The sequence below is a fragment of the Bacteroides sp. HPS0048 genome, assembly GCF_964240755.1.
GTDB classification, from domain to species: domain Bacteria; phylum Bacteroidota; class Bacteroidia; order Bacteroidales; family Bacteroidaceae; genus Bacteroides; species Bacteroides nordii.
In genome coordinates this window covers 1-24,074 of the sequence record NZ_CAXSVC010000039.1, presented here as the reverse complement: position 1 = coordinate 24,074, position 24,074 = coordinate 1, and the positions used below count along the sequence as shown (strand labels likewise).

Genomic DNA, 24,074 nt, shown 5'->3' with positions numbered 1-24,074 from the left:
TCCTTTATCCTTTTGTTCCGATAGTTGTCTTGAACTCATATTCTGTCATGTCCTCCCTGATGACCGGTCCGTGAACGGTAGCCGTCGTCAGTTCCGGGTACATGTTCGAATAGTAGTTCATGACCATGTCCGGCGAGATGTTCGGATCCGGGTCCTGAAGAGTAATATACTCTGTTCCTTTCTTGAATCTGAATGAGCGTGTCATTCCTTTAATTTCGAGTGCCATGTCTTAAACTGTCTGATAAGGTGAATACTTGGGTTCCAGCATGGACTGCGGGAAATCGATGTATTCCTCGTAGTCCTTCTCACTGTATGCGGGGTGTTCCTGATCGGAGAGGTACGGTTGCTGTTCGTCCTCCTGCATGAACCGTTCTTCCTGCCAGTCCTGAATTTCAGGCTGCGGCGGATATTGAGGTTGGGAAGGCTGCTGTCCGCCTGTCAGCTGTACGTATTGCGCGTGCGGCTGTATCTGCGGTCTTGCTTGCGGCTGTGGCGGCTGTTGTTGCGGTGGCCATATTCCTGGCTGTTGCGGATGCTGCGTGTATGCCTGTTGTGGTCTCTGCGGTACCGGCTGTTGCGGACGTTGCGGTTGCGGATTTCTCTGTACCGGTGTCTGTGTGTATACTGGCTGTTGGGAGTGTGGCTGTTGCTGCTGTACCGAAGGTTCCGGCTGTGCCTCCTGTTCCATCAGGTCGAAGAGGCTTCCCCGGTTCATTTCCGTGTCGGCTGCCTTTATCTTCTCCTCGATTTCCTTCAACTGGGCGGCATTCGCGTGTGCTTTCGCCTGTGTAAGCACGCTGACGGCTTCCCGATGGTTCCTGGCGGCTGTCAGTTCTTCCGCCTTCTTCATCAGTTTCTCGTACTTCTCCCGTTTCTCGCGTTCTTCCTTCGTCTCCTTGGATTTCGCTTCCTTGGCGGCCTTGCTGCTGGCGGCGGCCTTGTCCGCCTGTGCCTCAAACTGTGCCATGTTGGAGATCAGCCCGCACGCTTTCTGTATCGGTCTTGTGACTGCCTGCAGGAATCCTGTGTCAAGTTCCTGCGGTGTGCCCGTGACAGTCAGCGGCACGATGTGGTTCTGGGCCTCGTCCTTGAGTCCGTTCGATTTGGGCAATGTGGAAACGGTCAGTTGTCCGTTTGTCTTGCGGATGACGATCGTGAGGTCCACGCTTTCCGTCATCATCTGGTGGATTGCTGTAAAAAACATAATTTCAGATATTAAATGATTAGACGATGTGTTTCAATATTCGCTGAATAATTCAGCCAGCAGCCTGTTCCTATCCGGATGTCTGCATATTTCCAGAACGGGGTTCAGCAGCTTTGAGATGTGAACGGGACCTGTGGTTCCCCTTGGCGGCAGCTTGATTGCCGGTTGCGGGACGTGTACTTTTGGTCTTCTTGTCACGGGCATCCCTATCGGAGCTGGTGACTGTCTTGTGATGATCGCTTGTTGCATATTCTTTAATTTTTAACTGTGAATACCCGGGCTTTGGCAGCCCGTTGAACTACAAGGGCCCAACGGCAAATGCTTCCGGAAAGGCAGGGTTTTCGGGAAAAATACCGGAGCGCAGCGAGGATGATTTTTTCCGAAACCGCTTGCGGCCTGACCTTGCCGTCCGACAAGAAGCGTTTGCCAACTTTGCCCTGTAGTTCTCGGTTTGCCAATGTCTGTGTTTTCCGTCCATTCCCTTTTTCTTTCCGTGTCATTTCCGGCTGTGACGGATACAAAAAGAGCCGCCCGCTCCCGGACAGCTCCCTTATGCTGCAATGATAAATTCCGTGCATGTTCCATATCGTCAGATTTCAGAAGACCAGAAAACTCAGTATGCACAGAATGATTGCCAATGCCACGAGAAAACAGGCTATACGGTAGAGGAACCTGAAGAGTCCCCTGAAACAGATGATGGCCACGGCAGTCCATACAGGCGATATACCGTGGGAATAGAGCCAGCTGAATATGATGGCTGCTGTTACGGCCAGCGCGAGTGTCCTTGCCCATCTGCTGTCCGCTATCTTTCTGATACGTTCTTTTGCTTTCATAATCTTCATTTGTTTGGCGGGAATGCCATTCCCGGTTTCAGGGGCTTTCTTGCAGTCCGCCTCCACAGGCAAGGTTTTCGGGAAAAATACCGGAGCCTCTGGCGAGGATGATTTTTCCCAGAAACCGTAAGGCCTGACCTTGCCGGTGGAAACGGGCGGGCTGCGACCTTTGCCCCGCGAATCGGGATGGCTTCATCATTTCCTTTTCCTGCCGTTCCCGTTTTTGGGGAACGAGAGTGTCAGGGTGAACCCGGCGTCAAAGGTGACCGAAGCGTCGAAAGCCACGCCCTTCTTTCCCTTGAATCCCTTGATAAGGCGTGTGGAACCGGAGGAGAAAAGCTGTTCCAGATGCTGGTCCGTCAGTTCCTTGTTCAGGAATCTGCGGTACACGGTCAGTCCGCACCCTTTATTGTCGCAACGGGCACTCTTTTCCCTGACGATAATGTGTCCGGTCTTGCATTTGGGACAGGTGAATGTGCGGGCGGCTGCCGCCGGAAGGCTGAGGTTCAGGATTTCACGGGTAGCCTTGCGGGTGTAGTCCGTGATGGATGCCATGAACGTGTCCGGTCCGAGCGTGTGCCGCTCTATCTGGAGCAGGGTCTTCTCCCAGCTTCCTGTCAGGGAAACATCCGCCACGAGCATGTCCTTCACCGCATCGTAGATATGGAGTCCCTTTTCCGTGGGGACGATGCTCTTGCCGGAGCGGGCGATATAGTCACGTTTGAACAGTGTGGTGATGATGGCGGCTCTTGTGGCGGGCGTGCCGATGCCCAGCTCCTTCACGGCCTCGCGTGCCTGTTCGTCGGCTATCTCCCTGCCGCAGGTCTCCATTGCTGCCAGCAGCGTGGCCTCGGTATAGAGCGGTCTGGGCACGGTCTTCTTCTGGGACAGTCCGAATCCTGAAACAGGAACCGTGTCCCCTTCGGCAAATACGGCCGTACCCTCGTCGGTTTCCGGCTCGTCGTCCTGCCTGTCCTCTTTCCTGCAGAAGATGCCGCGCCATCCCGGACTGACGACAAGGGAACTTTTCGAGCGGAAATCCATGTTGTCCAGGCGACATTCCATAAGAATCAGTTCCTTCTCGCAGCAGGGCGAGAACGCCTCCAGCATACGTCCGGCTATCAGCGTATAGACGGCCTCCTCCGCTTCGGAAAGCCCTTCGGGTACGATGCCGGTCGTGATGAGAGCATGGTGGTCCGTCACTTTACGGTCGTCCACGCTACGGGTGTTGAGACGCGCAAAGTCAAGGATTCCGGCACTTGTGGCGAATTCGGGCATGGCCATTATCCTTTCCAACAGACCGGGCACGCAGGCCATCACATCGTGCGGGATATACCGGCTTCCCGTTCTCGGGTAGGAAATGAGCTTCTTCTCGTAGAGCGACTGGGCGATGTCCAGCGTCTTTGCTGCGGGCAGGTCGAGGTGCACGTTGCAGTCCTTCTGGAGTGCCGTTAGGTCGTAGAGCAACGGCGGCTGTTGCAGGCTTTTCCTGCGCTCCACCTTCGTGACCGTCGCCGAAGAATCGGGAGAGAGACTGCGGTAGGCGGCTTCCGCCTTCTGCCTGTCGTCAAAGGTCGCGGGATGGAAGAAGCGGCGGTGTGACGTGCCGCCATTGAGGGTGACATGCAGCTGCCAGTATGGTGTGGATACGAAACTGCGGTTCTCCCTGTAGCGGCTGCATATCATGGCGAGCGTCGGAGTCTGCACCCGTCCGATCGAGTTGTTGGACGAGCCGGAAACGATGGCCAGGGCACGGCTGGCGTTCATGCCCACCAGCCAGTCTGCCTTCGCGCGACTGTCGGCGGCGGTATACAGGCTGTCGTATTCCGAGCCGTCCTTCAGTTCCTCCAGACCTTTTCGTATGGCCTCGTCAGTAAGCGAGGAGATCCACAGGCGTCTGAACGGTTTCGTGCAGCCCAGAAAGTCGTATATCCAGCGGAAGATAAGTTCCCCTTCACGACCGGCATCGGTAGCCACGACGATGCTGTCACAGCGGTTGAACACGCTTTCTATGACTTTCAGCTGTTTCGAGGCGGCGATGTCCGTAACCATTCCCCTGTCCGTGCGCATCTGTCGGGAGACCAGGCGGAACGGGTCCGGCAGCATCGGCAAGTCCTCCTCCGCCGTTTTCGTATAACCATAAGTGTCCGGTATGGCCAGTGACACGAGGTGTCCCAGTGCCCAGGTCACCATATATCCGTTACCGGAACAGTAGCCGTCATTTCTTGTATCAGCCCCGACTACACGGGCAATGTCCATGCCTACACTCGGCTTTTCTGCGATGATTGCTATCATATTGTAAGATAAAAATTAAGCCGTTTCCCGTTTTCCATGCGGAAGACAGGAAACGGCGGTAAGACATCGGTTTACTTGATAATTGCTCCCAGATTATTTGCCCAGCGGTGTCACTCCCTGGATTTCCAGTAGCGGGGACTCGCCCTTACGGACCAGTTGGAGCGTGGCGTCCATCACCACGTCCACGCCGAGGAGCACGAGGCTCAGGGACATCACTTTCGTTTTCTCTCCCCTGAGGAGGGTGTCCATTTCGCCGGAGAGTTCCAGCTCGTCCTTCATGATACCGATACCGGAGAGTTCGTCCCAGTTCACTTCATCAGCCTTGAAAGGCATGTCGTTTCCGTTTTCCTTTTTCATATTTCTTTCTTTTTTTTGATTCAACATTCATTTTTCAGTAACCTGTTGTCAGGCAATGCTCGCACCTTTTGACTTGCGGTTTCCCTGTTCCTGTCGCTGGCTGTTGGCCACCACATTGCGCTGCGAGGCATCACGCTTGCGGTCAGGATTCTCGTTGTAGAAGTCCAGACGCCCCTGGTTGAAGTTCGCCTTGACGTACTGCGAGATGGTCTTCCCGTCATATCCCTTGATGCCTTCCACCAGCACGGCCTTTCCGCTCTGCAGGTCCGCACGCTGCTGTCTGGTCAGTTCCACGTCCCATACCTTGGGTGGAATCTTGAAATCCTCGCGCTGCTCGAAGCCGTCCGGCGTACGGGAGTAGCTCAGGCGTCCCGTTTCCAGGTCGGCCTTGATGAAGGAGGAGAATTCCTCTCCCTTGCGGTTCACCATGTCATTGAGGAAAATCACCTTGCCGTCACGGAGCTGCTGCTGTTCCTCCGCCGTAATCTTCACCCCGTTGATTTCGTTGGGAATATAGATTTCGCGTGCGCCTTCCGGAGAGTCCGGATTATAGCGGGTGTAGGACGGGCGGCCTGTCGCCTCGTCCAACTTCACGTAGGAGGAGAACACCTCGCCGTCCTTGCGCTGCATTCCCTCCACGAAGATGGCTTTTCCAGCGTTCAGGTCCTCAATCTGTTTCTGTGTCAGTTCCACGCCCCCGAGTGTCTGGCGGTTGAAGAGCTTGTCGTTCTCGAAAATGAACTCGACACCCCTGCGTTCGGCATTCACCTGAATGAAGGCGTTGAACTCGTTGCCGGATTTGGCGATCATGCCCTCTACATAGACCTTCTTGCCTTCACGCAGGTCATTCTGCTCCTGCTCTGTCAGTTCCACTCCCTTGATTTCCCTCGGGATGAAAGCATTCTCCGCTTTCATGGCGACCACCTCGTTGGTCAGCTTGTCGATGCTGATGAAGGATGGGATATATTCCCCGTTGCGTCCTTTCAGTTCCACGACACGCCCCATGTTGCCCGTTTCGAGCAGGTTCTTCTTGTCCTCGTCGGAGAAGATGTGTCCGAAGTACGGTCGGTCAAGGTCGGGTTTCTGCCGGATACCGTGGATGCCGAGCACCACTTCGCCCGCCATGGACTGCTGGAAGGACAGACGTGCGTCCGTTCTCAGTACGGCCGAGCCGAAGTTCATGCTTATGGGCACGACCTGGTTGGTCTTGTAGCCCTTGAGCATCTGTTCGAGCAGTCCGCGTTCCTGGAGGTATTCACGGGAGATTCCGAAATTCTTGAGCTGTTCCCAGTTGATCATGGACTCGTTGTAACGGTACTGGGGGGACTGGTTCTGCGGCTGGCTGTCAGCTGCGGCAGCCTGCTGCTGGGTTTCATTTTTCTTTGCCATTTCTTCTTGGTTTTTGGGGTTGATACTTTGGTTTTCCTTGTTGCGCGGAACAATCTCGTACTGCTTGAGAAATTCCTCCACGGCTTTTGTCTTTTTTCCTGCGGCGATGTCCTCGATGGCCTGCTGTACGGCAGGGTCGTCCAGCCTGTCTTCCTTGACGGAGAGGATTCCGAAGCGTGTCGGGTCTTTCAGCTGGCTCCAGAAGTTCTTGATGAAGTTCTCGAAGGCGTCTGCATAGCGGTCAATCTTCAGGAAGGAGTTCCGGTTCTGCCTGTCGGCGGCTACCGTGTTGAATTTTCCGTCCTGTCCGATTTGCGACACCGCTTCCAGAATCAGTTCCATCTTGTCAAGGATGAACACGATGTCACTCATCTGCTCGTTTTCGGAGACCTGCGGTTTCGGGGGTTCTTCCCTTGCATTTTTCTTTGCCATAATTTTTGATTTTTAGTGTTGATAACTCATGTTGTCACCGCAAATATATAGGAGAAAAATTGATAAATAATTGATTTGCAATATGTTAGGATGCACATTACACCATGTGTCATCACATTACACCGCAGGCCGGAGAAAACGGAGCGAAAAAGCGTGGGAAAACGGCAGGAAAAGGAGAAAAAACAAGGGACGAGAAAGAAAAGGGAAAAGACGGGAACAGGCTGGAAAGACAAGGGCATGGCGGTACGCACTGCCGAACGGAAGAAAAGGAAAAACTGTAATTATGCGACGACGAACCGGGAGGAAAAGGGGCGATGTATGAGGTAACGATCGAGCAGTCGGGAGATTTCCGCAGCTTCATTAAGTCGGTCGTGGTAGTCGCCAACGGTACGCGGTTGAAAGACGGGGCGACGGGGGAAAGCCTCGCAAGCCCGTTGATTCTAAGCGATGAAGAACTGGCCGTCGAAAAGGTGACGTTAACCACGACGGGAAAGGCGATCGAGTTCGCCGTTTCCGGTAGTGTCGTGGACGGGGAGGACGGTGTCGTGAACGAGCCGATGCAGTGGGTTGTGACCGTTTACAAGAACGGAAAGGAGATCGAGAAAAAGAGCCTTTCTTTCCGGGACGGGAAGGAGATCGGTATGGATGATCTTAATCTGTATTATAATTGACGTGACGACCTGAATGTCCCCCGGATGAATGTTCGGGGGATTTTTTTTCTTTTGGGCGTTCCCGTGGGACGGTCGGGCTTTACGTTTCAAGTCCTCGCCTAAAGGCTGTGGGCTTTACTCTGCAATCCCTAACGCATGGCTGAAAACTCCTCTTGCCGGCGGTGTTCTTCTTCATACAGCCTCATGCGTTCTTGTAATGCTTCTTTTAAATTGTCGCTTTTTTTCAGTCCGAGTTTGGCACGTATGTTCGCTCGTTGGCTGGTTATGTTTCCGCTACTCCGATGTAATAATTCGCATATTTGGCTGACGGTCTTGTCTTGCAGTATTAAACGGCAGATGTTTAATTCGGACGGGGATAAATTGGGATATATTCTCCTGATTGTATCAAGTTTACTTTTTTCCTTTTTCTGGTATGCGGCAAGGGCTGTAAAAAGATTTTCTTTGGATTGTTCCCCTATTATGTTTAACAGGGAGCTTGTCTTTTCTTCCGGGTTATTCTCGCTTAACAACTCGGCGAACGCGAATAGTTCTTCCTTTTTCATTTGGAGACGTTTCAAAAGCATTTCCTCTTCCTCTTTTAGCAAGTTGCTACTTTTTAGCAAGCTGCTGATATTACTGTGTAAGGATCTTCCTAATAAGGGGATCATGGTGTATATGATGATGATCAAAGGCAGATAACTGTATAGGAACGGTTCGTCGGTGATAAGTGTGCAGATTGTATAGGAAGCTATGGTAAGGGAGGACAATAGGATGGAGATATTACTCATATAGGCACAGATGGAAAGCATGGTAAATAAGAGAGAGATAGTAATGTTACTCATTATCAATGCTCTTTGATAACTATATTCATATCCGCTACATATTGAGCAATAAATTATTTCGATAAAAATCTCGATATGTATGGCTATCAGTATAATGGAAAAGGTCGTGGTCAGATTTACTCTCTTTTTAAAATAAGCGAGAGTGCACATAATGATAAACAGGAATAATACGCTGTTAATATAATAAAACTGTTCATTGGGAAATGGAACTGAATATATGTATATGGGTGCGCATAAGACCAGCATGAGCAGGGATAGATGAAAGACTCGTTTTTGTTGATACGTTATTATCATTTCTCTTTCTTTTTTGTCGTAAGTTTGAGTTTTTATTGAACTTAGAAAAGAGGCGGCTTTTGTGCTGAATATCATGTATTTTATTGTTTTAAGTGTTATTAAGTATGATGTTTCTTGCAAAGATAACTGTTTTTTTGTATGTTTAAGTACTTTTCTTTATGATGTTAAGTATTTTTAATTGTTGTGTAAGCATGATTGGCTGCTGTGGTAAGTGTTGTAGTTGTTGTGTGGTTGTCTTTTTAAGTATTTATAAGTTTAAAATGTTTGTTTTTTGCTTTGGAAGCTGGTTTATAAGTGTGTATTTTGCGGTCGAAATTCAAGGGGTGTAAAAGCCTGGGTTTGGATTGTCATATTAACAAATGATTAAATGACGAAAAGATGTTTTTTTATATTAAATGTGTATTGTTCGTGCTCGTGTTGAGTATAAGCGGAGAAATATCCGCTCAGGAGAAGCGTGATTCGGTAAGGATCTATTTTCATCAAGGAAAGGTAAATATAGATACATGTTTACTTGACAATGGGAACGAGATGGAGCGGTTTGCTAAAATCTGTTCCGCATTGAACGACTCCGTCCGTCTTATCAGGAAAATTCAAATAATAGGAGGAGCTTCCCCGGAAGGAGGGGGGCTGTTGAATGGAAGGCTGTCTGAAAAACGAGCAGAGGTTTTGTGGCGGTATATATCACCTTATATAAAGATTCCGGTATTGGAGAGGGATTTTCATTTTTCGGGAAGCGACTGGAACGGACTTATAACGATGGTGAGAGCGGATGTGAATGTTCCGGAGAGGGAGGATGTCCTTCGTTTGTTGGAGAAGATCGTCCGTTTGGAAAACCAGGACAGCCCTTATTGGGGGGGAGAACTGAAAAGACTGAAAGGGGGGAGGCCATACTCATATTTGTATAAATTCCATTTTCCGAAACTTCGTTCGTCGATGGTGAAAATATGCTATGATAGTGATCCGATGAATCCCGTCAGAGATACGGTATATATACATACACGTGATACGTTGTGCATCCGTGATACCGTTACCGTCATAGCTCCGGTAAAGAAACGGCCGTTTTGCATGGCGGTGAAAACAAACTTGCTTTATGACGCTGTTTTGATACCTGACATCGGGGTTGAGTTCTGTTTGGGGAAGAACTGGTCTGTGGCCGGGAATTGGATGTATGCCTGGTGGAAAAGTGATCGGAAGCATAATTATTGGCGTATCTATGGGGGAGATGTGGAGTTGCGCCGCTGGTTCGGTCGGAGAGCGGTGGAAAAACCGTTTTCCGGGCATCATGTCGGATTGTACGGGCAGATCGTCACCTATGATTTCGAATTGGGTGGGAAAGGTTACTTGGGGGATAAATGGAGTTACGGGGGAGGCGTGGCTTACGGCTACTCGTTACCTGTGGGACATCGGTTCAATGTGGATTTCACGTTGGGAATCGGCTACCTTGGAGGAGCGTACAAGGAATACATCCCTTTGGACGGTCACTATGTATGGCAGACCACTAAAAACCGCCGCTGGTTCGGCCCGACCAAGGCGGGTATCTCTTTGGTGTGGTTGATCGGGCGGGGGAATTATAGCCGGAAGAAAGGAGGCAGGCAGTGATACGGATACGCTTTAGTCTGGTGTTCATATTTTTATGGATAGGACTGACGGCTTGTGAGCATAAGGATTTATGTTACGATCATCCGCACTTTGCCACGGTGCGGGTAATATTCGACTGGACCAAGATTTCCAATCATGACAAGCCTGAAGGCATGAGGGTCGTATTTTATCCGACCGATGATGAAAGCAACACGTGGATATTTGATTTCCCCGGAGGAGAGGATGGGGAAGTGGAGCTCCCCGAGAATGATTACCGGGTAATTTGCTTCAACTACGATACCGACGGGATGGTTTGGAAAGAAAACGGCAGTTACACGCTTTTTACTGCCGATACGCGTGATGTTCGGTCGCCGGATAACCGGACAATGGCCGTCACCCCACCCTGGCTGTGTGGCGACCATATAGACAGAGTTATCCTCAAGGACATTCCGGAAGGAAGCACGAAGATAATACGGCTAACTCCCGTAAACATGGTATGTCACTACACGTATGAGGTGAACGGTCTTCGGGGACTGGACAGGGTGGCGGATTTGCGGGCCGCTCTTTCCGGCATGTCCGGCTCGCTTAACATGTCCGGCGACAGTTTGCCCGCCGGTCTTTCGGAGAGCCTGCTCTTTGATGGAATGGTTTCACGGAATCAGATTATAGGCGGATTCTATACGTTTGGACATTCCGCACTTGAAGGAGAGCCCAATGTTTTCCGGCTGTATCTCAAGAACCGTTCCGGCAGCATGTCTGTATTGGAACAGGACGTGAGCGACCAAGTGCATGATGTCCCGGTAGCGGGGCATATCGGTGATGTGCATCTGGTGTTGAATTTTGATTATGAGGTACCATCCGAGCCGGGAAATGGCGGTCCGGGATTTGATGTGGACGTTGATGATTGGGATGATGTGAATGTGGATATAGTGTTGTAAACGGATATTTGAGTTTTCAGTGCGGATTGGATGCCGGGTAAACGCTATGTCAACTATTAAGTAATTGAGTTTATTAATTATATGTATCAATTTGATTTGTTTTTATTTATGAAAAAAAGTACAGTAATGCTTTGGGCAATCTTTGGAGCGCTACTCATGGGTTGCTCAGACGAGGAGATTGCGAATGTGGAAACCTCCTCGCGGAATGCGATTGGTTTTAACGTGTTAAGTAATGCGGCGGAAACGAGGGCTACCCCTACTACCCCCTCCAACTTGACGAGCACCGATTTCGACGTGTTCGCTTTTACGGCGGATGGTACTGCCTTCATGGGAAAGGTCGACACGGAATATGGACATGACGGAGTGAATATCGTGTACAAAGATAATAAGTGGGATTATAAAAATGCGAACGACCTTCGTTATTGGCCTTCCGAGGCTTTGGACTTTTACGCGTTCAATCCCGGAACGGTTAGTGAAGACATGTTGGCGTTTTATAGGTGGGAAGCCTCCGGGACTTCTCAAAAGATAAGTTATACCTGCATCGATGAGTATGGAGCCGGTACTCATGCAAACTACGACGTGATGTATGCCATAGCCAAAGACCAGACAAAAGACTCAAACAACGGAAAAGTGAAATTTAAATTCAAACATATTCTGTCTCAGGTCGTATTCAAAGCAAAGACCCAATACGCTAACATGCGGGTGGACATCCGTGACATCAAGATTCATAATATCAGATTTTCCGGCGTCTTCACATTGCCTGCGGCAGCCGATGGAACGGGAAGTTGGAGTTCGCCTGATTTAACATTTCCACACGCATTTACCGTAGTGAAAGACAAATCCATCACGGTCGAAGGTAATACCACAGCTACCGATATTTCCACAAGTTCTCCTATGCTGAATATACCACAGGAGCTGACTGCTTGGACTGTTTCCGGAGCCAGCAAAACCAAGAAGGGTGCCGACGATGCGAAGCAATGTTATCTGGAGATCTCCTGCAAAATCCAGCAGTCCGGAGTTTATCTGTTGGGTTCAGCAAGTGAATACAAAATAATTTATGTTCCGTTCGGAGTTATATGGGAACCGGGCAAGCGTCATATCTACACGTTGATTTTCGGTGGTGGTTATACTGATCAGGGAAAGGCTGTGTTGAATCCGATCCAGTTTGATGCAGAGACAACAGGCTGGGTTGATGCAGATAATAAAGACGTAAACGTCAAACCTTAATCCAAACGTTTATTAATATCGTACCCGTTGGCAGGTTAAACATACGCAAGATTAACCCTGCCAACGGGTTTTTTATTGCTTTTATCATCTGTAATTTATGTGTAGGGTTGCTTTTTGCGTACCTTTTTCCTGGAGAATTTCTTTTGTGGAGTGTTTGCCCTGTATATTCCCGATACGCTGTTATAGCAGGGAACTGTTTTTATCCAAGTAGTCAGATATAGCCTCTTGCAATACCGATTTTAGCGAATCGCCTTTGCGGATCGCGATCAGCTTTAAGTTCTGGTGATAGGTTTCGTCCATGACAAAATTACAATGCACGGTTTTCGCTTTCTTCGGCTTTTGAGCCTCTTTTTGCCCGGCCGTGGATTGGATCAGGTTGTCTAACCCCCCGGTCGGCCCGGCCGACATATTGTTTTTTAAATCGTTCTTCTTTGCCATATGGTTACTTTATTTCTGTTAGCAGTTCGTTACATACCTTCTCGTAGTCCTCTGCCCCGGCAGATTTTGGGGCATAGTGAAAAATATCCTGCCCTTGTGTCGGGGCTTCGGCCAGCGTAATGGCGTTGCGTATATGGGTGCTGAACACTTTGCCCTGGAATGTTTCCTGTACCAGTTCCGAAACGCTCTTGTTCAGGTTCTTTCTTCCGTCGTATTGGGTTATCAGAACCCCGGCTATCGAAAGATCCGAGTTCAAACGTTGCTGCACCTTGTGGACGACCTGCATAAGTTTAGCCATTCCACGCATTGCCAGGAATTGAGCCTGAACCGGGATAATCAACCGATCCGAGGCCGTCAGTGCGTTAAGCGTGAGCAGCGACAGCGAGGGGGGGCAGTCGATCAGGATATAATCGAATTTCTCCTTTTGGCCTTTGATAAGGTGGGCTAAGATAAGCTCCCGTCCGGCCTCGTTGATTAACTCCGTTTCAACGGCCGAGAGATCCAGGCAGGAGGGAACGACGCTAAGGCCGTCCTTATGCTCGTAGATCGGCAGGTCGTATTCGCCTTTCATCGCGCCGTAGATCGTTTGGGGAAGCTCCGCGGAGAAGCCCAGCGATTCGGTCAGGTTGGCCTGCCCGTCAAGGTCGATCAAAAGAACCTTGTACCCTTTTTGACGTAACGCACCGCCCAGGTTGATCGTGGTTGTGGTCTTTCCTACTCCCCCCTTGTGATTCAATACGGAGATTACTTTTGCTTTGCTCATAAATTCAGTTTTTTAAATGGTTGTCATGTCCGCAAATATAGTTAAAATACTAATATACTAAAATACTAAAAGTAGTATTTTTCGTTTTTTGCGTGTTTTTTGTGCCGATCGGGGAAGCGTACCGAAATAAATCCTGTTTCCGTCTTTCGGTACGTTTTGTTTCTGTACCGGAATTAATCAAAGATTAGAATAACCATAAATGTTTTTATACGTTAATCATACGTATGTATATATGTATATATTTGTTTTTGAGTATCTTTGTGTGCTATAAATAAAAAATAAAAGACATGAGCACTTATTCGTATAAAAATCCGAAGTTTATAAATTCCCCTAAAGGGGTGGTTGAAGTTGTAGAAGTGATTTATGACGGCAAAGATGATCCGGCCTATTCACTGGCTATTATTAAATGGGAAAATACCTATAAATTAGGTATTCGTTGGAACATCGCTTATAGTGAATGGGACGATTACCGCAAACAGAACGGGCAAGATGAATGTATAGGTAATCCACAGTCGAGAGGTATTCCCACCTGGTTTGTTTTGCCCGATGATATGATGTTTAGTGAGAAGTTCAGCGGTGCGATGCAGAGGCTTGATGAATTAAGAAAAGGTAAATAAGCAATGGAACAGGGAGAAATCATATTATACCAGCCGGATGAAGCGGTCAAGTTGGAAGTGAGGCTGGAAGATGAAACCGTTTGGCTGACACAAGAACAAATAGCCGACTTGTTCGGGACTAAAAGGCCAGCTATTACCAAACATTTGAACAACATTTACAAAAGCGGCGAACTTGATGTAGATAGCACATGTTCCATTTTGGAACGTATGGGTAATGACGGCAAACAGAGATATACTACTAAATATTATAATCTTGATGCGATTCTGTCAATAGGATATCGGGTTAATAGCAAGAACGCAACCCTTTTTAGGAAATGGGTGAATAGTGTATTAAAGGATTATCTTTTAAAGGGGTATTCCATTAATAAACGTTTGTCAGAACTTGAAAGGACTGTCGCTCAACATACCGAGAAGATAGATTTTTTTGTGCGTACTGCCTTGCCCCCGGTTGAAGGCGTTTTTTATAACGGACAGATTTTCGATGCGTACAAGTTGGCCACCGATCTGGTAAAGTCGGCCAGGCGTTCGATCGTGCTTATCGACAACTATGTGGACGAAACGGTCTTGCTCATGTTGAGTAAACGCAGCGTCGGTGTCTCGGCCACCATTTACACCCAGCGTATCACGCAGCAACTCCAACTTGATCTTGACAGGCATAACAGCCAGTACCCACCTATCGACATCAGGACATACCGGGACAGTCACGACCGTTTCCTGATCGTTGATGAAACGGACGTGTACCATATCGGAGCCTCGTTAAAGGATCTGGGGAAAAAGATGTTCGCTTTCTCAAAGCTGGATATTCCGGCGGCTGTGATAACTGACCTGTTATAATATCCCTTGTCTTATGAATGTGGTTATCTATTCACGTGTAAGCTCGCAGTCGGCCAGGCAATCGACCGAACGGCAGGTTGTCGATCTGGAGAGGTTCGCAGCCGGACGGGGGTACGAGGTGACGGCGGTCTTTGAGGAAAAGATAAGCGGACGAAAGGCAAATATCGAACGCCCGGTTTTAAGCCGTTGCCTGGAATACTGCACAGATCCGCAGAACCGGGTGGATATGCTGTTGCTGACCGAGATCTCACGCCTGGGGCGTTCCACCCTGGAGATCCTAAAGGCACTCGATACGCTGCACACGCATAAAATATGCGTGTATATCCAAAACTTGAACCTGGAAACATTACGGCCGGACAAGACGGTAAACCCCTTGTCCTCTCTGATTACTACCCTATTGGGGGAACTGGCCGCAATCGAACGCCAGGGGATCATTGACCGCCTTAATAGCGGACGGGAGTTGTACATCCAGAAAGGGGGCAGGCTGGGACGGAAGCCGGGAAGTCGGAAAACGGCCGAACAGAGGAAAGAGGAATACCGGGAGGCGATCGCCTTGTTAAAGAAAGGCTACTCGATCCGGAACGTGGCGAAGCTCACGGGAAAGGCCGTTTCAACGATACAACAAGTAAAAAAAGACTTCATTAGTAGCTGATTATCGGAACAAATATTGTATTTTTGCAACAAATACGAGTAAATGCGCATAATTAAAAACGAGTATTTGCACGTGTCTAAAAACGAGTATTTGCACGAAAATAATCAGAATCTAAATAAAAACGGTTATGGCAACAATGGCGGAGAAAATGGCGGCTTCACTGGAGGAATTAAGAAAGCTTCAGGAGAAAGACCGCTGTGTCGTCCTGCAAGGGACGGCCGAGATAGGGAGGACGCATTTAACCCGGCTGTTGGATAACGGCTGGTTGCAGGAAGTAATGAAAGGCTGGTATATTGCGGCCAGGCCGGGAACAGAGGGGGACACGACGGTCTGGTACACCTCATTTTGGTATTTTATTGCGAAATATGCGGCCGTCCGGCTGGGGGAACAATGGTGCTTGACGGCCGACCAGTCGCTGGATCTGTATTCGGGGAAAGTTACAACCGGAAGGTTATCCATGACGACCCGGTTACGGCGTGGCGTTTTATTGGCGGCCCGGGACTTGGGGACGGTAATCTGTTCAGCCGCCCTGCTCCGGGCCTCTTCGATTTCCGCCTCTATCCGTTCCAGGTCGCCATAGTCAAAAGGGAGCTTCGGGTCTCCGTTATCGACAGGCTTGCATTTCTCACTCATCTTTCCGAACACCTTCCTCTTCAGCCATGCCAGGGAGGCGTTCAGCTCAACTATCGTACCCCGGAGCTCTTCTATGGTCCTTGCCTGGGCCGAGATGATCTCACTCTGTTTACGGTTGATATCCTGCAGCTGTTCCATTGAGGATTCCACAGCTTGTCCGGTTGCATCTTCTTTTGCCATTCAATATCTTTTTTTGATGATATAAAGATAGCGAAAAGCTATAAGAAAAACAAGCCTTCAAGCTGTTTGTTTACAACTGTTTACCAATGCTTTTTCAAATTGGAAAGCCGTCTTTGCCTGCCTTTGCTGACATCTTCATTGATGCCTTCCACCATAACGACCAGGTCACTTCAGGTCATGGGGTAAGAACGGGTGGCAGGATCATAGGCGGGTATCTTGAAGGTGCCTTCTTCAAGCAGTTTCTCGTAAAGGACCAGACCGCCCGGTTCGGCATGGAGCAATTTTAGCTTGGTCCGGAAACGGTTGTAGAAAATGAATACGTCCCCACTTCTGATGTCGCCTCCCATCCTCTCATGCACAAGGCCGCAAAGAGTGAACATACCTTTCCTCATGTCCGTATAACCGGGGCATAGGAAATATCTCATGCTGTCATTTAGGCAGAACATTGGCATTATATATTTTAGAGATCAGATTCAGGGCAGCTTCACAGCCGGAAGACCCTTTAAACTTCAACTTCAATCCGTTGGGTAATTCCAAGGATATTTCAGAGCTGTCCTTTCCTTTCAAGGGAGAGGGGACGCTAGGCTGGGGAGATGGCAGGGGAGTCTCGTGAGATATACCGAGGGATGGCGTGTCGCCATTGATTACTATGGGGACAAAGCTGTCTTTAACCCCTAAGCGGGAGGCTTCTGCCAATAACTCCCGCTCCGTTATACCGTATTTTTGTTTCCAAAGATAGAATCTACTACGGCTATAACCTTCATTCTCACAAAAATCAGCAATGGACAAACCACTCTGCTGCTGACGGAAAAGAACGGAGATAAATTTTTCTCTGCTCATCATGTGTTTACGTCGCTGCATCATAGGATATTATTTTTTTGTAGCAAAAGTAAGGAGGGAAAATGAACTGTAGAAGATGTACTTACTCAGGCGCTTACAATTATGCAGAGTTGGGAGCGAGCTGCTTTTGTCCCCCTTGATGTGTCCTTTTGTGACAGGAAGCGGAATTCTGTTTACGGGAATAACCGGATGGCGTAATCCATTGGGACGGCATACGTGAGCATGGTTCTCCCGCCGGATTCTTTTTTATTTTGACCTGTATCTATGCGTCGTAGGTCGCTTCGCTTGCTAAGTCCCAGTACTTTCCCCAACTCGGACGGCAATACCGGAGCGTTTTTTCGGGCGGAAAATTACCGCAGGGAATTTTGTGTCCCGAAAACCGAAGGCTTGAACGTGGAGGTATTCGCCCTCCGAGTTAACTTCTCTGAAGGGACTTGTCAAGTGAAGCGTGGCTTATGGCGTAATTTTATGGAAGAATATGGATTAAAGCCTGTTATAAGATATGTTTTTATAAATCAATGCATACAGAAGGTGCTTGTTCCATATAAAAAAAGTAACTTTGTCTTTTAATTAAGACCAAAATGAAGAAAGCATATACGATAGAACAGCAAATCGCCAGACTGAAATCAAACGGTATGACGTTTGACAATGAGGAGAAAGCAAAAGAAATTCTCCTTGATGTCGGTTATTACCGGCTTGGATTCTATTCTTTTCCATACGAAATAAAATTCCCATGTCTGGAACACCGTGACCATAAACTAAAGCCGGGTACAACATTCAAGAGTGTCTATGATCTTTATGAATTTGATACCAGACTCCGAAGAATACTGCTTAATGCCCTTGACCGTATCGAGGTCAATATCCGTACAAAACTTATCTATAATATATCGCTCCGGTATATTGATGACCCCTGTTGGTTTGTCAACCGCAAGTATGTAACTTCCAAATTTGTGAATGACTTTGAGGAACAGGTTTATTCCGCCTTGCGTAAAAATCCCATAATACAGCACCATCATGCAAACCATTCCGGAATATATGCTCCTGCATGGAAGACCATAGAGTTCATGACAATCGGTAATATCATAACATTATATGATTCATTGAAAGAACCGGAAGCAAAAGATCTGGTTGCCAATGCATATGGTTGTTCAAGAGGTGTTTTTTTCAATTATCTGGAAACCATCCGAGTCCTTCGCAACAAGTGTGCTCACGGGGGATGCATTTACCGTATGGATTTCCCAAAAGGCATCAAACGCTTGCCTGCTGACATTTCTGCTGATTGCAGACACAATATCAAAGGTAGCATAGATGTTGTAAGATATATGCTGGGGTGTATCTCTCAAAACCGGAAAACGGATTTGGAAAACGAGATTTATAATCTTGTCAGTTCCATTCAGACGACTGAGGCCAAGAACGTCATAGCACAAACCTCCAAACTTCACGGCTCTTTCATTTAAACTCGGAACAAACTGATAACCACTGATTATGTTGATTTTACATCAACAGAGACAGATGGCATTTAGTCTATGTTGTGTCAATAGCGACGTTTGGCTGCTCCTAAATGCCTATCAGCCACAGACATTGAAATTTCAAAGCATTTTTAAATGAAAGAGCCGTGTCCAAACTTGAATATTGAAGCCATATTATTTGGCGGCATAAAAAATAATACTTACCTTTGCAACACTGAAAGTGCCCGTGCGAGCATAGTCGTCGCATCTGCACTATAAAAAGGAAGTAGAGAAGTCCCGGTCATTACGATTGGGATTTCTTGTTTTTTATAGCTATGTATATTCCGAATAGAGTCTATATAGAATAAGGAAAAGGACTAACAGAGCTTATAATTATCAGTACTTTAAAACCTTATTCTATATAATGCCTAATCTTCATACACTCCGAAGCCGAAATATCCGGCTATGACAAAATCTTCCCCGCTTTTGTCAGCAAGCGACAGCAGGCTGTCCAAAGTATCGCAGTAGAAAAAGATTTCATCATCCATTTCCGTATCGAAGTCCAGGGCGATTCTTGTCTCCAGCGTCTCCAAAGTGTCATTCCAGCGTATGGCACATTCGAGAAAATGCGGTTCATGTCCCTTTTCAGTACGGTATTCCTGATATTTTTCACGGATTTCCTTCTTGATTTCCTCCGGCTTCTTCCAGGAACTGTCGTCCACGATTTCAAGACTCAGCCCCTCGACAAGCAGGCAAGTGCCTTTGTCATATACCATCAGGGTACGTTTTCCCATATATTTTTTTCTCAAGTTTTCCCAATCGGGAATGTCCCATCGTTCGGTAGTCCATACTCCCCGGTAATTTTCGGGAACAGCGAGGTATTCGCTCTGTGTCATTCTTTTCATCTTTCCGTGTATTTATGGTGAAACAAAAAGAACCTTGCAGGTCTTGCAAGGCTCTCCAAATGCTGGATAGCGGTCAAACTCGTTGCAGGCGTTCCAGTCCACGCTCATTGTGTATCCTTTCGGGAAATGTGTGCCGACAAATTTTTCAATCATAGCCCGTTCCTCTTCGTTCAGGCTGCCGTCCTCTTCCGTTCCGTATTCCAGGGCATATATGGCCCATTCGGGAATGTTGTCCCATTCCGTCTTTTTCATGTGCGCTGCCATAACTTACCGTTTTATGCGGCGGAAAGCCTACAGATTATCTCCTGAAGTTCCTGTTCCCATTTTCTATCAACATTGCCGAAGGATGGATAGGTAAGCTGGTACCAGTTGTGGTAGTCGAAGAGTTTCATCCTCAGCGGATAGTAGTCGAACATTTTCCTGCCGTCCCTGAAGATGCGGATATGGTTTGTACCTACGTTCATGGACTGTAGTCCGTGTCCGTTTAGAATCTCATGGAATCTTTCCATCGGAGTGAAGTTGCTTCTGCTCATATCTTTCATTTTTTTGAGTTAGACATCTGCGGCTTGTCAAGCCGGTATTTTATTTCTTGCCTGCCTTTCTGTCCCGTGCCGGATTGCACAAGGCTTTGCGAAAAAATACCGGAGCCCCCGGGCGAGGATGATTTTTTCAGCAAACCACGGAGGGGCCCGGCCTTGCACAATCCAGCGGGCACGGGACGACCTTTGCAGGCGGAAATAAAACAGCGGTCTCCCTTTTTCTCTATTTTCAGTCATTGTTTTCTTCTCCCTCCTGCTGCGGGATGAGGTATCTCAGCTCCGGATCATTTTTTATTCTTTCCATCTCTTCTTCTATTATCTGCAACACGTCCGCCTTTATCTGCGAGTAGTTGCGGTCAATCTGCTGCTGCATGATATCGTTTCCGTCCGCGTCCCTGAACTCGTTGATGACAGGAATTTTCTTGTAGGCTTTCATTTCTTCCGATACCTTTGCGCTGTCCACGATGATGCGGGCATGGAAAATTTTCTGGTCTATCTCTTCTCCGAAATTGTCTGCCACGCTGCCAACGAATGTACCTTGCGAAAGATTGGCTATCTTGGAGGCGGGTATCAGGGAATCAAGCTGCGTGTTGATGGAAGTCGAAGTATCCTGACGGTTGATGGATATGGACTGCCGCTGCTGGAGTATCTTGCCGAACCGTTCCGACAGTGATTTTGCCGTTTCTCCTACAACTTGCCCGCTGAAGATATTGCCCACTGTATTTTGGATTACCTTTGCCTCCTTGTCTCCGTAGTCGCGTGCAAGCTGCGAGAAGTCCTGGAAGCCGAGACAGACGGCCACCTTGTTGCTTCGGGCGGTCGCAATCAGGTTGTCGATACCACGGAAATAGATGGTCGGAAGCTCGTCAATGATGATGGAACTTTTCAGTTGTCCTTTCTTGTTTACCAATTTGACGATGCGCGAATTGTACAGGCCGAGAGCCGCCGAATAGATATTCTGTCTGTCCGGATTATTGCCCACGCAGAGGATTTTTGGATGTTCGGGATTGTTCAGATCCAAAGTAAAATCATCCCCTGTCATCACCCAGTAAAGCTGTGGCGAGATCATTCGCGAAAGCGGAATTTTCGCACTTGCTATCTGGCCCTGGAGCTGGTCTTGAGCTCCGCCTTGCCATGCATCCATAAAGGGGGAAAGATAGTTTTCGAGGGACGGATAAGAGGTAAGAATCGTGAAGATATCGGCATATGGCTTGTTAAGAAATTCAATTGCATGAGGGAACGTGCAATACTTTCCGTCCTTGTAAATCCGCAAATACCAGATGATTGCGGCAAGCAGGATAATCGGTGACTCCACGAAAAAATCACCCTGTTTCTGTATCCAGGTCTTGTTCAAATTGAGCATTATGGTATAGGCACTTTCGTAGGCATCACTGATGTCTGCCATGAATCTCGGATTGATGGGATTGCAGCGGTGGCTGCGTCTGGGGTCGTCAAAATTGATGACGTAGAATTCCGGCTTGACCTTGTAATGTTGTCTGTGCTTGAGCAGATGGTTGTAGGCTATCTCCGAGAGGTCCGGAAATTTGTAGTCGTAGATATACATGGCAAAGGATTTCTCGATCTGCTGTTTGATGTAGTTGTTCACCACGGCATAGCTCTTTCCGGAGCCGGGTGTTCCCAGTACGATAGAGGCTCGGAACGGGTTCACGATGTTGATCCAGCCGTCCCATTCCTTACCCTGATAGACAAATTTCGTGGGCAGGTTTACGGAATACTCGTTTTCCATAAGCCTTGTTTCCTGCATGAAACTTTCGTTGGCGGTGTTGAATACGTCTTCCATAAGGTTGTGCTTCAGCATACGGCTGATCCATATTCCCGACATAAGCAGGAGAATGTAGCCCGTGGTAAGCGTCAGCGTATATACGGTAGCATTCACTGTCGTACTGAACGGCAGGTCAAGCATCCACCAGTTCATGAAGAACAAGACAATGCCGCCGAGGAAGGCGGCGTATATTTTCCGCCACGTCATCTTCTGGTTCTTGACACCTTTCGTACCCAGACACGAAAGTCCCAGAAATATGAAGGCGAACACTTTCGTCACGAGCAGGTTGCTGAACAGTCCTGCCGTCTTCTGGAAGTTCAGCAGAATCCTGTCCACGACTCCAATGTTGATGCCCATATCCACGAATGCGCTGTAGCAGAACCAGTAGACATGGATTACAATAAACACGATGGAAATGGCACGCATGAACTCCATGACCTTGGCCAGTCCTCTCAAATCATCTTCTTGTTGCATAACTGTAAAAATTTTGATGGTTGGTAATTGACAATCAGGATATGCCGCGTGAACGGCGTTTCTTCTTTTTTTTGCGTTGCAGTCTGCGGGCGAGTGCCTCCTCCTGTGGGTCCGGTCCGTTGATGTCGGGACTGAATATTCCGAAAGTCTGCTCGATGGCGCTTTCCATGTTGTCGGAAAGGCTCTCCCGTGTGGAGGTATATTGTCCGGGGAATTCCGGCTCCGGAAATTCCTGCGGCCTGTTAAAAAGCTGTTCGAAGGCGTTGGCGGAAAACTCCTTGCCCAGACGGGAACCGTTATATACCTCACGGTTCCTGTGGTCTATGAAGGTCACGCCGTAGATGCGGCCTTCCTCGTTTTCCCTGAACACCACATCAATGCCCTTTTCCCCGAGCAGCCGGATGAAATCTTCCCGGTTTCCACGGCAGCCGTGCATGGCCAGCGTGACGGCATCATGGATTTTCGGCTGCCACTTCCGGTTTCTGAAGTCACGGACATTGACGGCAATCCTTTTTTCTATCCCTTCGTAGCCGAAGCGCTTGCCGATGAGCGAAGACTTGATGGGCGTACATACCGGCCTGCCCGCATCGTCCGTCAGGGTATATACGATGCCGTTGTAAGGTGAGCCTTCAAATTCTCCCCGAACCTGTTTGGCCTCGATGTTGAAGCATGAGAGCATGGCACTGAACTCCCCGAATGTCTGGAAGCGGTAGGCGGTGAAAATGCTCTTTAGGATATTGCCGACCTGACGTTTTACGCCCCCGTCCCGGTAGTCCGCCTTCTTGAGATACGGTTCCAGCAGTTCGTTCCGCTTGTCGGCCACAGGCTTGAGCCCGAATCTGTTTTCCAGTTCCCGGCAGGCTTTCATCGAACGGTTCCATTCGTATGCGTCACTGATTTTTTCGCCGTTCTCCTTCACGCAGGTGGAGACAATATGGACATGCCTGCGGTCGATGTCCTCGTGCAGATAGACGATGTAGGGCTGGTCGCCGTAGCCCATCTTCTGCATATACTCGCGTGCCAGTTCTGCGAACTGCCCGTCCGTGAGGCGGTCGTCCACCGATGGGTTCAGGGAGATATGCAGTACCGGCTTCTCCGTGTTCCTGTTGGCGGCGAGATAGCTCTCGAAAGCCCACAGCGTCTGCTGCATGACATTGTGGGGATTTCCGGTGAGGTCGGTAATCATGCGGTTGCCCGCGATGATACGGGCGGTTGCCTCGTCCACTTTACGCTGGTTGTAGATGACCGCCCCGTAGAGCGATACACCCCTGTTGATCTTAGCCACCATTCTGCTGTTCCTCCTTCTTTCTTTTTATAAGGTATTCCTCCTCGAACTCCCGTGTAAGCATGATGATCCGCTTGCTCAGCACCACCAGGTCGATGGTAGCCTTCTCCAGATTACGGAGCAGGGCGAACGCCCGTTTCTCGCCGAAATTGGACTTGACTGCCTTCACTGTCTGGTTGTAGTTGTTGCCGATGGCCTGAAACTGGTGATAGAAATTTGTAAGTCTGATGTAGTAGTCCATCGCAGCCTTGTCGATTCTGACGACCTTCATTTCACGTCCGAAAATCATCGCTTTGATGAACTTGGAATGCTGTTTCAGTCCAGATTTCTGGAACAGGATTTCAAAGTGGCCGTTCTCTTCCGAGTTCAGCCGTACCACATAGCGGTGTACCGCCGGGTCTGTTTTCGGCTTCCGTCCCGCACCTTTTCTTGTCTTTCTTTTACTGTTTTCTTCCATACGCATTGAGATTTTCTGTTCTGTTTCTTCCGTCATGGATTTCCGACTTTGGAGGAAATCCCTCCCGAGCCTTCAGGCGAGCGGCAAGTTTGTTTTGAGTGCCCGAATTTATTTCGGGTGCCTCAAAACACAACTTGCTATTACCGCTTGGTAATGAATTTTCCTTCGTCAAATTAAATTTTGACCT

General features: G+C 48.5%; 28 protein-coding genes and 3 pseudogenes. 10 read left to right on the top strand and 21 right to left on the bottom strand.

Features of this window, described 5'->3' with window-relative positions; all coding sequences use genetic code 11:
• Positions 1 to 4: 4 nt before the first annotated feature.
• The 8 genes from ACESQI_RS21130 to ACESQI_RS21095 form a co-directional block, all read right to left on the bottom strand.
• The gene (locus ACESQI_RS21130; RefSeq protein WP_075965634.1) at positions 5 to 226 is read right to left on the bottom strand and encodes a PRTRC system protein C; all 222 of its coding nucleotides are present in this window, start codon (positions 224 to 226) and stop codon (positions 5 to 7) included.
• 3 nt (positions 227 to 229) lie between these two features.
• Entirely contained in the window at positions 230 to 1,204 is a 975-nt protein-coding gene (locus ACESQI_RS21125) for a PRTRC system protein E (protein WP_075965633.1), read from the bottom strand.
• Between the two features lie 33 nt (positions 1,205 to 1,237).
• The gene (locus tag ACESQI_RS21120) at positions 1,238 to 1,453 is read right to left on the bottom strand and encodes a hypothetical protein (protein WP_075965632.1); all 216 of its coding nucleotides are present in this window, start codon (positions 1,451 to 1,453) and stop codon (positions 1,238 to 1,240) included.
• A gap of 12 nt (positions 1,454 to 1,465) precedes the next feature.
• Complete coding sequence (locus ACESQI_RS21115) at positions 1,466 to 1,789, bottom strand: hypothetical protein (RefSeq protein ID WP_159441746.1); 324 nt, start codon at positions 1,787 to 1,789, stop codon at positions 1,466 to 1,468.
• A gap of 11 nt (positions 1,790 to 1,800) precedes the next feature.
• Complete coding sequence (locus ACESQI_RS21110; RefSeq protein ID WP_055300465.1) at positions 1,801 to 2,037, bottom strand: hypothetical protein; 237 nt, start codon at positions 2,035 to 2,037, stop codon at positions 1,801 to 1,803.
• 195 nt (positions 2,038 to 2,232) lie between these two features.
• Complete coding sequence (locus ACESQI_RS21105) at positions 2,233 to 4,332, bottom strand: DNA topoisomerase (RefSeq protein WP_373127042.1); 2,100 nt, start codon at positions 4,330 to 4,332, stop codon at positions 2,233 to 2,235.
• A gap of 93 nt (positions 4,333 to 4,425) precedes the next feature.
• Positions 4,426 to 4,689: a DUF4099 domain-containing protein gene (locus ACESQI_RS21100; RefSeq protein ID WP_075966082.1), complete on the bottom strand. Its 264-nt coding sequence runs from the start codon at positions 4,687 to 4,689 to the stop codon at positions 4,426 to 4,428.
• Positions 4,690 to 4,737: 48 nt separating this feature from the next.
• A complete protein-coding gene (locus ACESQI_RS21095) occupies positions 4,738 to 6,510 on the bottom strand; it encodes a DUF3945 domain-containing protein (RefSeq protein WP_075965624.1) in 1,773 nt (590 codons plus the stop codon).
• 104 nt (positions 6,511 to 6,614) lie between these two features.
• On the opposite strand from ACESQI_RS21095, the gene ACESQI_RS21090 reads away from it, so the two are divergent.
• Together ACESQI_RS21090 and ACESQI_RS21085 are read left to right on the top strand one after the other, a co-directional pair.
• Entirely contained in the window at positions 6,615 to 6,791 is a 177-nt protein-coding gene (locus ACESQI_RS21090) for a hypothetical protein (protein ID WP_195326194.1), read from the top strand.
• Between the two features lie 6 nt (positions 6,792 to 6,797).
• A pseudogene (locus ACESQI_RS21085) lies at positions 6,798 to 7,181 on the top strand (beta-barrel fold lipoprotein); the annotation flags it as partial.
• A gap of 128 nt (positions 7,182 to 7,309) precedes the next feature.
• Here ACESQI_RS21085 and ACESQI_RS21080 read toward each other — a convergent pair.
• Positions 7,310 to 8,371: a LuxR family transcriptional regulator gene (locus ACESQI_RS21080; protein ID WP_373127040.1), complete on the bottom strand. Its 1,062-nt coding sequence runs from the start codon at positions 8,369 to 8,371 to the stop codon at positions 7,310 to 7,312.
• 303 nt (positions 8,372 to 8,674) lie between these two features.
• On the opposite strand from ACESQI_RS21080, the gene ACESQI_RS21075 reads away from it, so the two are divergent.
• The 3 genes from ACESQI_RS21075 (at position 8,675) to ACESQI_RS21065 (ending at position 12,039) form a co-directional block, all read left to right on the top strand.
• Positions 8,675 to 9,895 carry a DUF3575 domain-containing protein gene (locus ACESQI_RS21075; protein WP_269096961.1) on the top strand — a complete coding sequence of 407 codons (1,221 nt, stop codon included), beginning with the start codon at positions 8,675 to 8,677 and terminating at the stop codon, positions 9,893 to 9,895.
• Positions 9,892 to 10,812 carry a DUF5119 domain-containing protein gene (locus ACESQI_RS21070; RefSeq protein WP_127075091.1) on the top strand — a complete coding sequence of 307 codons (921 nt, stop codon included), beginning with the start codon at positions 9,892 to 9,894 and terminating at the stop codon, positions 10,810 to 10,812. Before ACESQI_RS21075 ends, ACESQI_RS21070 begins: the two co-directional genes overlap by 4 nt.
• A gap of 108 nt (positions 10,813 to 10,920) precedes the next feature.
• Positions 10,921 to 12,039, top strand: coding sequence for a fimbrillin family protein (locus ACESQI_RS21065; RefSeq protein WP_029257268.1), 1,119 nt, complete (start codon positions 10,921 to 10,923; stop codon positions 12,037 to 12,039).
• A gap of 180 nt (positions 12,040 to 12,219) precedes the next feature.
• Here ACESQI_RS21065 and ACESQI_RS21060 read toward each other — a convergent pair whose 3' ends face one another.
• Both ACESQI_RS21060 and ACESQI_RS21055 read right to left on the bottom strand, forming a co-directional pair.
• Positions 12,220 to 12,477, bottom strand: coding sequence for a hypothetical protein (locus tag ACESQI_RS21060; RefSeq protein WP_118104835.1), 258 nt, complete (start codon positions 12,475 to 12,477; stop codon positions 12,220 to 12,222).
• Between the two features lie 4 nt (positions 12,478 to 12,481).
• Entirely contained in the window at positions 12,482 to 13,240 is a 759-nt protein-coding gene (locus ACESQI_RS21055) for a ParA family protein (protein ID WP_005868802.1), read from the bottom strand.
• 287 nt (positions 13,241 to 13,527) lie between these two features.
• Here ACESQI_RS21055 and ACESQI_RS21050 point away from each other — a divergent pair, with 287 nt between their 5' ends.
• The 4 genes and pseudogenes from ACESQI_RS21050 to ACESQI_RS21035 form a co-directional block, all read left to right on the top strand.
• Positions 13,528 to 13,857 carry a hypothetical protein gene (locus tag ACESQI_RS21050; RefSeq protein ID WP_005868799.1) on the top strand — a complete coding sequence of 110 codons (330 nt, stop codon included), beginning with the start codon at positions 13,528 to 13,530 and terminating at the stop codon, positions 13,855 to 13,857.
• A gap of 3 nt (positions 13,858 to 13,860) precedes the next feature.
• A complete protein-coding gene (locus tag ACESQI_RS21045) occupies positions 13,861 to 14,691 on the top strand; it encodes a virulence RhuM family protein (protein ID WP_074784307.1) in 831 nt (276 codons plus the stop codon).
• A 13-nt stretch (positions 14,692 to 14,704) separates the two neighbouring features.
• Entirely contained in the window at positions 14,705 to 15,343 is a 639-nt protein-coding gene (locus tag ACESQI_RS21040; RefSeq protein ID WP_074784310.1) for a recombinase family protein, read from the top strand.
• Between the two features lie 127 nt (positions 15,344 to 15,470).
• A pseudogene (locus tag ACESQI_RS21035) lies at positions 15,471 to 15,785 on the top strand (cell filamentation protein Fic); the annotation flags it as partial.
• Between the two features lie 56 nt (positions 15,786 to 15,841).
• On the opposite strand, the pseudogene ACESQI_RS21030 reads toward ACESQI_RS21035, so the two are convergent.
• The 3 genes and pseudogenes from ACESQI_RS21030 to ACESQI_RS21020 all read right to left on the bottom strand — a co-directional run.
• Positions 15,842 to 15,976: pseudogene (locus ACESQI_RS21030) on the bottom strand (hypothetical protein); the annotation flags it as partial.
• A gap of 350 nt (positions 15,977 to 16,326) precedes the next feature.
• Positions 16,327 to 16,581: an IS66 family insertion sequence element accessory protein TnpB gene (tnpB, locus tag ACESQI_RS21025; protein ID WP_237471669.1), complete on the bottom strand. Its 255-nt coding sequence runs from the start codon at positions 16,579 to 16,581 to the stop codon at positions 16,327 to 16,329.
• Between the two features lie 4 nt (positions 16,582 to 16,585).
• Positions 16,586 to 17,020, bottom strand: coding sequence for a transposase (locus ACESQI_RS21020; RefSeq protein ID WP_074784313.1), 435 nt, complete (start codon positions 17,018 to 17,020; stop codon positions 16,586 to 16,588).
• A gap of 557 nt (positions 17,021 to 17,577) precedes the next feature.
• Between ACESQI_RS21020 and ACESQI_RS21015 the strand changes: the two genes are divergently transcribed.
• A complete protein-coding gene (locus ACESQI_RS21015; protein ID WP_074784316.1) occupies positions 17,578 to 18,453 on the top strand; it encodes an Abi family protein in 876 nt (291 codons plus the stop codon).
• A 419-nt stretch (positions 18,454 to 18,872) separates the two neighbouring features.
• Here the strand turns inward: ACESQI_RS21015 and ACESQI_RS21010 are convergent, their stop codons facing one another.
• The 7 genes from ACESQI_RS21010 to ACESQI_RS20980 all read right to left on the bottom strand — a co-directional run.
• Complete coding sequence (locus ACESQI_RS21010) at positions 18,873 to 19,349, bottom strand: hypothetical protein (RefSeq protein ID WP_074784319.1); 477 nt, start codon at positions 19,347 to 19,349, stop codon at positions 18,873 to 18,875.
• Positions 19,350 to 19,361: 12 nt separating this feature from the next.
• The gene (locus tag ACESQI_RS21005; RefSeq protein ID WP_081356603.1) at positions 19,362 to 19,613 is read right to left on the bottom strand and encodes a hypothetical protein; all 252 of its coding nucleotides are present in this window, start codon (positions 19,611 to 19,613) and stop codon (positions 19,362 to 19,364) included.
• 11 nt (positions 19,614 to 19,624) lie between these two features.
• On the bottom strand, positions 19,625 to 19,882 hold the full coding sequence (locus ACESQI_RS21000; RefSeq protein WP_074784331.1) for a hypothetical protein: 258 nt from the start codon (positions 19,880 to 19,882) through the stop codon (positions 19,625 to 19,627).
• A 235-nt stretch (positions 19,883 to 20,117) separates the two neighbouring features.
• On the bottom strand, positions 20,118 to 22,145 hold the full coding sequence (gene mobC / locus ACESQI_RS20995) for a conjugal transfer protein MobC (protein WP_074784322.1): 2,028 nt from the start codon (positions 22,143 to 22,145) through the stop codon (positions 20,118 to 20,120).
• A gap of 34 nt (positions 22,146 to 22,179) precedes the next feature.
• Positions 22,180 to 23,433: a conjugal transfer protein MobB gene (gene mobB / locus ACESQI_RS20990; protein WP_074784325.1), complete on the bottom strand. Its 1,254-nt coding sequence runs from the start codon at positions 23,431 to 23,433 to the stop codon at positions 22,180 to 22,182.
• Positions 23,423 to 23,893, bottom strand: coding sequence for a conjugal transfer protein MobA (mobA, locus tag ACESQI_RS20985; protein ID WP_074784334.1), 471 nt, complete (start codon positions 23,891 to 23,893; stop codon positions 23,423 to 23,425). Before mobA ends, mobB begins: the two co-directional genes overlap by 11 nt.
• A partial coding sequence (locus tag ACESQI_RS20980; RefSeq protein WP_373127056.1) for a hypothetical protein occupies positions 23,871 to 24,074 on the bottom strand: 204 nt, incomplete at its 5' end. The genes ACESQI_RS20980 and mobA, both read right to left, overlap by 23 nt.